The 9,379-nt window shown below is 61.7% G+C and carries 6 protein-coding genes; 2 read left to right on the top strand and 4 right to left on the bottom strand.

The genetic code is table 11. The features are described 5' to 3' along the window. From ACY69P_RS10025 to ACY69P_RS10015, 3 genes are all read right to left on the bottom strand, one after another. The coding region (locus ACY69P_RS10025) for a PEP/pyruvate-binding domain-containing protein (RefSeq protein ID WP_462327357.1) at positions 1 to 778 on the bottom strand (778 nt) is incomplete at its 3' end. Positions 779 to 998: 220 nt separating this feature from the next. Next, a complete protein-coding gene (locus ACY69P_RS10020) occupies positions 999 to 4,703 on the bottom strand; it encodes a pyruvate carboxylase (protein ID WP_462327356.1) in 3,705 nt (1,234 codons plus the stop codon). A 62-nt stretch (positions 4,704 to 4,765) separates the two neighbouring features. Then, positions 4,766 to 5,734, bottom strand: a complete 969-nt coding sequence (locus tag ACY69P_RS10015) for a biotin--[acetyl-CoA-carboxylase] ligase (RefSeq protein ID WP_462327355.1) — start codon at positions 5,732 to 5,734, stop codon at positions 4,766 to 4,768. Here ACY69P_RS10015 and ACY69P_RS10010 point away from each other — a divergent pair. After that, the gene (locus ACY69P_RS10010) at positions 5,733 to 6,998 is read left to right on the top strand and encodes an HD domain-containing protein (RefSeq protein WP_462327354.1); all 1,266 of its coding nucleotides are present in this window, start codon (positions 5,733 to 5,735) and stop codon (positions 6,996 to 6,998) included. The two genes, ACY69P_RS10015 and ACY69P_RS10010, sit on opposite strands and share 2 nt — an antisense overlap. A gap of 289 nt (positions 6,999 to 7,287) precedes the next feature. Here the strand turns inward: ACY69P_RS10010 and ACY69P_RS10005 are convergent, their stop codons facing one another. Next, positions 7,288 to 8,106, bottom strand: coding sequence for an alpha/beta hydrolase (locus ACY69P_RS10005; RefSeq protein WP_462327353.1), 819 nt, complete (start codon positions 8,104 to 8,106; stop codon positions 7,288 to 7,290). A gap of 186 nt (positions 8,107 to 8,292) precedes the next feature. Here ACY69P_RS10005 and ACY69P_RS10000 point away from each other — a divergent pair, with 186 nt between their 5' ends. After that, positions 8,293 to 9,210 carry an exopolyphosphatase gene (locus tag ACY69P_RS10000; RefSeq protein WP_404844763.1) on the top strand — a complete coding sequence of 306 codons (918 nt, stop codon included), beginning with the start codon at positions 8,293 to 8,295 and terminating at the stop codon, positions 9,208 to 9,210. Positions 9,211 to 9,379: the final 169 nt, after the last annotated feature.

Genomic DNA, 9,379 nt, shown 5'->3' with positions numbered 1-9,379 from the left:
CTTCACGGCGGTAGGTCATGCTGCGCAGGTTGTAGGCGGAGGCGCAGTCCCAGTGGTAGGCTTCCACACAGTGGTTTTCGCCAACGATGTTCAGGTAGGTATCCTGAAGACCGGCGAACGCCTTTTTCCGGCTGTCCTCGCCTGCTGCGGAGGAGCGGACGGCCACAGGCACGTCCTCAAGACCGGCTTCCTTGCAGATGCCGGTGTAGGCGGAGCGAACTTCGCGCTCCACGTCTGCGGGCAACACCACGGAAAGGATGGCGGTCTGCACCAAGACGGAACGCTTGCGGAGCTGGTCGATGCCCTCGGGAGAGGTCGCAAAGCCATCCACAACGTTATTCACGAAGGAACGCAGGCGGACCTTTGTGCCTTCGGAGTCGGACTCGCGCACCTTACGGGCAACGTTCCGCACAAACTTCTGAAGATAATCCGAATCCTTATTGACTTCTTCATCGCCCCAGTCGATGCGCTTGTACTCTTCCTCAACGGAAGAGCGAACCAGAGCGGCGTCGACTTTGGTTTCGTCGAGGAGCTTATGGAAAGCGATGGAGGAGATAGCCCGGAACTGGGGGGCCCTGATGCCTTCAACCTGGCTGATGATGGCCGTATTGTAGTTCTTGCCACCGACGAGGATCTCTGCCTCTTCGCCAATTGCGACGATATCCGCGCCGTTCAGCACGATCTTTTCTTTAAGAGCGTCCACTTTTGATGTCTGCTTTTTCGTGGGTTTGGCGGTCTTTTTCTCAGCGTCAGCTACCTTCTGCTGTCCTTTGGCCATTCTCTCCTCCTATGAGAGCGGATCGGGAATAGTGATCTGTATTTGCATGCGCAAAAGCTTGCGCCGCTCAGGCTTTAGATAATGAACGCGGCGTAGGTCAAGCACAATCTGCTAAGTGAATAATATAACCTGATTGTACATACCCCTACACCCCTCGCCTCGTCAACACGATTGCTCCGCAAAAAAACCGGGCAGGATGGACTCCTGCCCGGGTGCTTCGCTACTGGAGCTTCTGCCCGCATCCGGGACAGAACACGTAGTCATCCGCAGGGATATGCTGCCTGCATGTCGGGCAGGTTTTGGGAATGGGACCAAGCTCAACGAGCAGTTCCCCTTCCTTGACGGGAATCATTTTCCTGTCTTCCTGATAATCCGCCGCACGGAGCACGCGCTTAACGATGCCCGCAGCCGGCGACAGCACAGCTTTTTCCTGTTTCATGATGGAGATATTGAACAGCTCCTCGCCCTTTTCCACGATATCTCCGGGCTTGACGTACATCACCCAAAGGTCGCCATTGGACGGGGACCCGACCTGCATGGAGTTTTTGGGGTCGGCAATTTCCATCCCCTCGGCTGCGGCGGCCTGCGCCTCGGCAACCTTCACTTCCATGCTCAGGAATTCCGAATCCAGCGAGTAGCGCACAATGCACATGCCCTGCTCGTCCGGCTCGGACATATGCAGGATGGTCATGGAGTGCGGCTTGCCGTCGGAGTCCTCAAAGAACATCTCGCGGCCCACTTCCAGCCCCTCGAACCAGACATCCAGCGGCAGGCAATTGCAGTCGCCGAACTTTTCGCTGAATTCGATGGTCTTGAGGGCGTCGCCGGGATGATTCAGGTACATCACCAGCTCCTCTTCCGTGGGCGTGCGGCGCAGGCGCTCGGACAAGGAAGCCTGCTCGGCGTCGATGTTCACGTCCGGCAGCGTTTCGAGAGGAGACGCCTCGGTGCGGCGGTCCAGCGCGCACTGATATTCCGGCCCGAAAGCGCTCTCGTACACCCAGTCCGCCGGGAAGCCCAGCGGCAGGCGGCCAAACTCGCCAAGGAGCAGGCTCCGGAACGCGTCGTTGGCGTCGCAATACAGTGCCAGACGCGCCTTTTTCATATTCTCGGGCAGCTCGTTTTCGGGCGTCTTGACCACAAAGTCCAGAACGTCCAGCAGTTCCTGCACCTCGCGCTCGCCGCCGCGCTTGTACGCGCCAGTCACAGCGAGAAAGGCCGTATTCCAGGTAATCTGCGAGCCGGGGGTCACGTCGTGATAGCGTACAATCTTGCGCGTTCCGGCAAGGAACTTCAGCATATACGGCAGCAGACGGATGTGCCCCTGCTTGAGTGCGCCCTCCTGCGAGGACGACGTGGCGCCGCCGGGCATGCCGTGGTCCACAACATCGTAGTCGATGCCCTGGAAGTACGGCGCGGTGTAGCGGTCGTAGTACGGCATAATCTGCTTCAACACGAAGTTGCAGGAGCGGATCATGTCCTTGTTCAGATTCGTCTTGAGGCCGAGTTCCTGCTCAAGGTAGGCGGCGGTGGACAGCACCTCGCCCTGCCCGTACCAGCGCACGGACGCGCCAATGGCAGTGTCCACAATGTGCGCCCCGGCCTGCGCGGCCGCGCCAACGGCGGGCACAAAGAGGCCGTCCGTAAAGTGGCGGTGGTAGTGCAGAACAAGTTCAGGATACTGCTTGCGGATGGCGCCGACCAGCTCGCGCATAAAGTGCGGCGGACACACGCCAGCCATGTCCTTGAGGCCAAGGATGATCATCTTCTCGGCCTGTTTCAGGCTCACACCCGCAACGTCACGCACAAGGGCCAGAATTTCCTCAACCACGCCCAGATAGTGCTGAACGGTGAAGCCCTGCGCCCACGACATGGAGATGGCCGGTTCAAAGACATTCGCCTTGGACGCCAGCGCCACCTCGGCAAAGGGCCGCATGTTCTCCACATGGTTCAGGAAGTCGAAACAGCGGATGATGTCGTAATGCTCGTTGATCATCTCGCCCGTGCGGCGCATCAGGTTGCGCGGCTGCGGCTTGTAGCCCAGCACGTTGGTGGAGCGGATGAGAATCTGCTTCAACGTCTTGGGGGCGAACTGATTCCAGCGCGCGGCCTCGGTGAACGGGTAGGTCATGTTGGCCAGCATTGCCACGTGGAAATGCGCGCCGCCGCCGTTCTCCAGCGAGAAGAACCCGCAGTTGTCGAGGTACGGGCCAATGAGCTTATCCTCGGCCAGACGGAACCTGTTGCCGCTGTTGGACTGCGTGATGTCGCGCGCGGTGGTGTCCATGAAATGCACATGGTCCGTGTCGCGCAGGTAGTCCAAGAGCGCCTTGCGGTCACCCTGCGGATAGGGCGACTCGAAACGCTTGGGATCAAGCTCCGGCAGCACCGGCTCAAAACGCGCCATGCGCTTGTCCGTACGGCCCCGGTACTCGCCCAGTTGCACATAGGGGTTGTAGCCCTTGGCGGATATCTCGGCCACGAGGCGCGTCAGGCGGTGGGACTCCGGCTCCTCATAGCGGTAATGCATGAGTTCCGGCGTCTTGGCGATGAAGTTGGTATCGTACTCGCCATCGCGGAACTGGCGGTTGCGGATGATCTGCCTGTGGAAGGGCAAGGTCGTCTTGACGCCGCCGACAAAATATTCACGAAGCGCACGCTCCATGACGCGCAGGGTCTTTTTCCACGTCTTGCCGTAGGCGACCAGCAGGCTGGCTGCGGAGTCGTACTGGGACGGGAATTCGTACCCGGCGCACACGCAGGAGTCGATACGCACGCCCGGACCACCGGGAGAGACGTAGCGCGTGATGAGGCCGGAGTTGGGCGCAAAGCCGTTCTGCGGGTCCTCGCAGTTCACGCGGACCTGCATGGCGTGGTTCAGCGGTTTGGTGTCCTCGTCATTGAAGCGCAGCTCCGCGCCAAAGGCGATGGCGATCTGCTCTTCCACAAGGTCCACGCCGTAGCGGCATTCGGTGATGCCATGCTCCACCTGCAGGCGGGTGTTCACCTCGATGAGGTAGGCACGCCCGTGCTGATCCACCAGAAACTCCACCGTTGCCAGCGAGTGGTAGCCAACGGCCTTCACAAGCTGACGGGAGTATTCCTTGAGCTGCTCGCGCAGTTCTTCGGTCATCATCGGCCACGGGGACGGCGTAATTTCCACCAGCTTCTGGTGGTTGCGCTGCACGGTACAGTCGCGCTCGTCAAAGGCGAAGACGTTGCCGTACTTGTCCGCGATGACCTGAATCTCGATATGGCGGATGCTGGTCAGCAGGCGCTCTACGTACAGACGCGGATTGCCAAAGGAGGCCTGCGCCATGGTGGACGCCTTGGCGAAGGCGTCTTCAAGCTGTTCCTGCTTGTAGACTTCATAGATGCCACGGCCACCGCCGCCGCCCTCTGCCTTCAGCATAATGGGGTAGCCAATGTCCTCGGCGACCTTGCGGGCCTCGGGGATGCTGACGGCGGAATCGGACCCCGGCACCACGGGCACGCCGAGTTTGCGGGCCAGTTCACGCACCTGCACCTTGTTGCCAAGGATGCGCATGGGTTCGGCCTCGGGCCCGAGGAATTCAATCCCGGCCTGACGGCACTTTTCGGGGAAGGAATCATCCTCCGCGGCAAAGCCCCAGCCGGGATGGATGGCAATGACACCCTGAGCTTTCGCTTTTCGGATAATGGTGTCGATATCAAGATAGGCGCGGGGATTATCACCCAGCAGTAACAGCTCCTGAACGCCGTTTGACGCCGGCGAGGTCTTGTCCTGCTTTGTGGCGGTCATCACGGGGATGGCACCCCACATTTCGCGGATGGAGCGAGCTATGCGCCGCGCGGGGATACCCCGGTTGGCCACAAGAATACGCTTGCCCCTGACATGTTCCAGGACCTCGGAGAAGGAGGTCGCGCGCGAGTTGTTCCCTGACAAGGCTATTCTCCCAATGCGTAACGTTTCTCCCGCAGGACGCGGGGCCGGAGGAGAACCCGGCGTTATGCCGGAGAGAGGCTTCCGGCGTAAAGAATCTCTTGGCGCCCATCACGCCTGACGACAAGCCCACCGTCAGGAGCAAGGCCGACAACGGTGACCCGAAATTCCTTTTCGGTTCCATGAATCAGAACGTCATGACCCACCCAGGCCATGCGCCCGACTATGCGTTGAAGAAATATTCGAGACGTGTCACCGCAGAGCGCAGTCTTGTACCAATATTTACAACGATCCACAAGTGCGGCCCACAGGGCTAAAGGCGTAACATCCCCGGACCACTCGGCAAGTGCGGCGGCGTGCGGGGACCATGGTTCGCGCAGTGTGCTGGCGGGCGGCGCGGCCACTATGTTGACGCCTATTCCGGCGATGACGCATCCGGCGCGCTCTTCTATAAGAATGCCGCCGACTTTGCGCCCTTCCACCAGCAGGTCATTGGGCCACTTAATGAGGGCGTGGATGCCGAAGGCGTCCAGCGCCTCGGCGCACAAAAAGCCAATGAGCAGCGGCAATACCGCGTCCCATTCCTTGTCCAACCGGGGAATGCGCAGGGCGCAATACATATTCCCGGCGGGCGACGACCAATTGCGCCGAAGCTGCCCCCGTCCCGCCCACTGCGACTGCGCAAGTACACCGTCCCAGTCGCCAAGGCGCTCCAGAACGGCAGGATCACGCGCCACATCCAGCGTGGACGAACACGGTCCGCACAGCAGTGTCGTCTGCTGCCGGGGCCACGACGCAGCGGAGAAAGCCCCTTCTCCGGCATCGCGCCACGGCCCGTGCGCGGCAATGTCACGCTCCCACACCGGGTGCGAGGACGCAAGTGTTTGTGGGGTCAGGGGGTCGGCCAAGCCGTCCAGTCCCCGCCCCAAAAGAAAGAGGCCCTTGTTCGTGTTCATGCCGCAGCAGTACTGCGCCGCGTCGCCATGGTCAATCCCACTGGCCCCAATTTCCAAGAAATGATACGCCGGAGGCATGAAAATATGCCTCGTAGGTGGCGCCGTCCGCGACATGCTCACGGGCCGCAGCGCCACAGATCTTGATTTTTTGGTGCTGGACGCCACTGCGGAGGAATTCCAGCAGCGCTTTCCCAGCGCGCGGCAGGTGGGCAAGGCCTTCCCCGTCTTCATCATGGACGGGCACGAATACGCCTTTCCCCGCTCTGCGTGCGCCCCGTGCTGCGGCAGTGGTCCCGGCGCGCTGGCGCAGGCCCAGCTTATGGCGGACCTCGACGCGCGCGATTTCACCATGAACGCCCTCGCCCTGCCCCTGCCGGACTATCCGCGCATACCCGCGCCGGGCACAGCGCTGTCCATGGTCATAGGCCACCCCCGCGCCGCGCGCGACCTGCGCGAACACACCATCCGCCCCGCCTCGGCGCGCGCCATTCAGGATGACCCGCTCCGCGTCTTCCGCGCCGCGCGCTTTGCGGCCCAACTGCCCCACTTCACCCTGCACGAGGAAACCCTCACCGCCATGCGCGAGGCCGCGGCGTCACCGGATTTTGCGGCCCTTGCTGCCCCACGCATCGCGCAGGAAGTGCGCAAGGCCCTGCGTTCCCCGGCTCCGGGCAACTTTCTGCGCGCCCTGCACAGCGGCGGCGCGCTTGGCGTATGGTTTCAGGAATTCCTCTCCGCGCCGGGCATCCCGGCAGGGCCTTTGCCGTGGCATGACGAGGACGTCCTTGAGCATACGGCGCAAGCGCTGGACCGGCTGGCCGGCGACGAGGACTTCCCGCCCGCACCTGCGGACCGGGAGGTGGCGGCATGGATGACGCTGTGCCATGACCTCGGCAAAACCATGACGCCCACAGACAAACACCCCAGCCACCACGGGCACGACGACCTTGGCGAATCCCCGGCCCTGCGCCTTGGTGAACGCCTTGCCCTGCCCACGCGCTTCATCCGCGCAGGCGGCCTGAGCGCGCGCCTGCATATGACGGCGGGCCGCTACGCGGAGCTTCGTCCCGGCACCCGCGTGGACCTGCTCACCGCCGCCCATGCCCAGCAGCTGACATCCGAACTCTTTGCCGTGGTGAAGGCCGACAAGCATCACGACCACAGCGCCACGGCGCGCCGGGACTTGGACTCCATCCTTGCCGTGCACCTTGAGGACAAAGACCAAGACAACGGTCCCGCCTCCGGCGACAAACTCCGCATGCTCCGCTCCGAGGCCCTCGCCCGCGTGATGCGGCAGGGTGGTGAGGAGAAGCCCGCCCGCACGCCACCCAAGGACGACTAAACACCAGCGCGCCGCCCGGACTCATCCGCGCGGCGCGCTGTGCTTGCCCCGGCAACGCGGGGAAAAAAGACGACCAGCCTCCCGGCCCTTATGCACTCGGAGCGTCCTCCTCAGCGGCAAAGTACGCGCGAGAAGTCCCCTGCGCCCCCATCGCCGCCAACGCCGACGGCCTCGCCCACGGCAACACCTCCTGTCCGCCTGCCCACTGGCCCGCCGCCATTGCGGCGACAGCTGGCACATTTGTATGCCATGCACGCGGCCCAATCACCGCGCGATGCGCTCTCCCCCTTCAAAGCCCCTCCCGCGTCCGCGCCTCATCGCGCAAAAACGCCTCAACACCCTCTGTGTACTTGCGCAGTGATCGGAGAAATCCGTCGTTGTGCAGGCCTTCTATTTCCACGAATCGCCGCGGCGCGCGGGCGGCGTCGTAGAGGCGGCGGCCAAGGTCGTAGGGGACGACCTCGTCCTGTGGGCTGTGGATGACGAGCACAGGGCAGGAAATGGCGGCAAGTCGGCGCTCCGTGGCGTAGTGGATGCGCGCCAAAAGCCGCACCGGCAGCCAGCGGTAGACACGCACGCCAAGGTCCGGGATGGACGTAAAGGTTGATTCAAGGATAAGGGCGCGCGGCGTATGCTCCGCCGCCAGCCACGAGGCCACGCCCCCGCCGAGGGAGCGCCCCCAGACGATGACCTCCCGCGCCGGAATCTCTCGCGCAATGGTCAAATATTCCCACGCGGCCTGCGCATCCTTATAGGTGCCCTCCTCCGTAGGCTCCCCCTCGCTCTCGCCATAGCCCCGGTAGTCGAACAGCAAAACGGACAGCCCCATGGACGCCAGCACACGCACGGTGTCCAGCCTATGGGAAATGTTGCCCGCGTTGCCATGGCAAAACAGCACCACGCCGCGCGGCGAAGCATGGGGGATGTACCACGCGAGCAGCCGCACGCCATCGGATGTGGTCAGCCACACGCGCTCGAAACGCAGGCCCACATCGGCGGGCGTGCCCCGTACATCGGCGTCCGGAAAGTACACCAAACGCTCCTGCGTAACGTAAAGCCACCCCAAATACGCGCCCACGGCGACAATGACGGAAAGAGCCAGCTGCATGACCGTTTTCATTGAAAACCATATGTTGAGGAAAAAACCGAATTCACCGCGCCCACTTTCACCCAAAATCTTTGACAGATTTTAACCGTTCTGGCTATAAGATTGAATGTATAGCATACATGCATCTCCGCTTACCCCATGGCGGCGCAGAGCCACCACGGCAAGCTCCAGCAAGGAGGAACTTTCATGCGACTGCTTACCAGATCCGACTTCGACGGACTGATCTGCGCGGTCCTGCTCAACGAACTCGGGCTGATTGACGAATGGAAATTCGCCCATCCCAAGGACTTGCAGGACGGCACCATCGAAGTCACGGAGAACGACATCCTCGCCAACGTCCCCTATGTGCAGGGCGCGGGAATGTGGTTCGACCATCACTCCAGTGAGGGAGCCCGCCTTGGTGCGGACTTCGAGTACAAAGGCATGTACAAGATGGCTCCCAGCGCGGCGCGCGTTATCTGGGAGTACTACGGTGGGCATGAAAAATTCCCCAAAGACTTCGACGAAATGATGGAAGCCGTGGACAAGGTGGACAGCGCCAACCTGACCCGCGAAGAAATCCTCAACCCATCCGGGTGGATTCTGCTTGGCTACATCATGGACCCACGCACAGGCCTTGGCCGCTTCCGCGACTACCGCATCAGCAACTACCGCCTGATGGAAGACCTCATCGAATACTGCCGCGCCATGCCGGTGGAAAAGATTCTGGCCCTGCCGGACGTCAAGGAACGCGTGGACCGCTACTACGAGCAGGAAAAGCTGTTCAAGCAAATGCTGCAGGACAACACCACCGTCCACGGCAACTGCGGCGTTATCGACCTGCGCAATCAGGACATCATCTACGCGGGCAACCGCTTTATGATTTACGCCCTGTATCCGGAGATCAACATCAGCCTGCACATCCTGTGGGGGCTGAACCGCCAAAACGTGGTCTTTACCGTGGGCAAAAGCATTATCAACCGCACGTCCAAGACCGACGTCGGCAAGCTCATGCTCCGCTACGGCGGCGGCGGACACGAAGCCGTTGGCACCTGTCAGGTTCCCGTTGAGGAATCCGAAGCCAAGCTCAAGGAAATCGTGGACCAAATCACCGCCGACGGCTAACGCCCTGCATCACGACACAAACACAAAGGCCGCATCACCCGGATGCGGCCTTTTCGCCTTTTTGGAAAGATTTCCCCCATGCTCACAACGCTTCTTATCACGCTGCTGGCCACGGTTCTTGCCCTTGTCGCGCTCTTCATCGGCGCAACAACACTGCTCTTCTGGTACG

Source organism: Desulfobaculum sp. (assembly GCF_054921475.1).
This window is presented reverse-complemented; position numbering and strand designations above follow the sequence as displayed.